This is a genomic window from Haloferax sp. KTX1 (assembly GCF_902410085.1).
Lineage (GTDB): Archaea > Halobacteriota > Halobacteria > Halobacteriales > Haloferacaceae > Haloferax > Haloferax massiliensis.
Genome location: NZ_CABPRH010000323.1, coordinates 1 through 399 on the forward strand (window position 1 = coordinate 1; position 399 = coordinate 399).

Consider the following 399-nt stretch of genomic DNA (forward strand, 5'->3'; position numbering starts at 1 on the left):
GCACTACCCTGGATGACGCTGATACGTCTGTGAGCTTCGATGTTGGCTGGTGGTTCAGTCCGGATGAGGCGCGTCTATCGCTAGGGGTATCAACCGTGGATGAGCAAACGACCTTTGCAGGCGGCTTCCGGCTTCAATTCTAGCCGGTCATGGTGTTGCACAGAACCCCGCCAGCGAGCGGGGTTTTGTGTCTGATCAGCAGAAGTCAAAAACAATCAATGTCTGTTTCGCCGCGCCAAATTGCACATGAGGCGTGATACTCCATGTTATTGCCACTTCCGACCTGGATGACATGCTTCCCGCCATTGCTGCACGCTACAGCTATATAAACGTTACCGCTCTCATCACGCCCTAACCCGTTTGTATTCGTAACCCTCTCGCACGACTTCCCCTCTGAAT

1 protein-coding gene is annotated in these 399 nt (G+C 53.4%); it reads right to left on the bottom strand.

The window, feature by feature from the left end:
* Positions 1–205: 205 nt before the first annotated feature.
* Positions 206–399 (bottom strand): hypothetical protein (locus FY251_RS22965; RefSeq protein WP_222847930.1); only part of this gene is annotated, 194 nt, incomplete at its 5' end.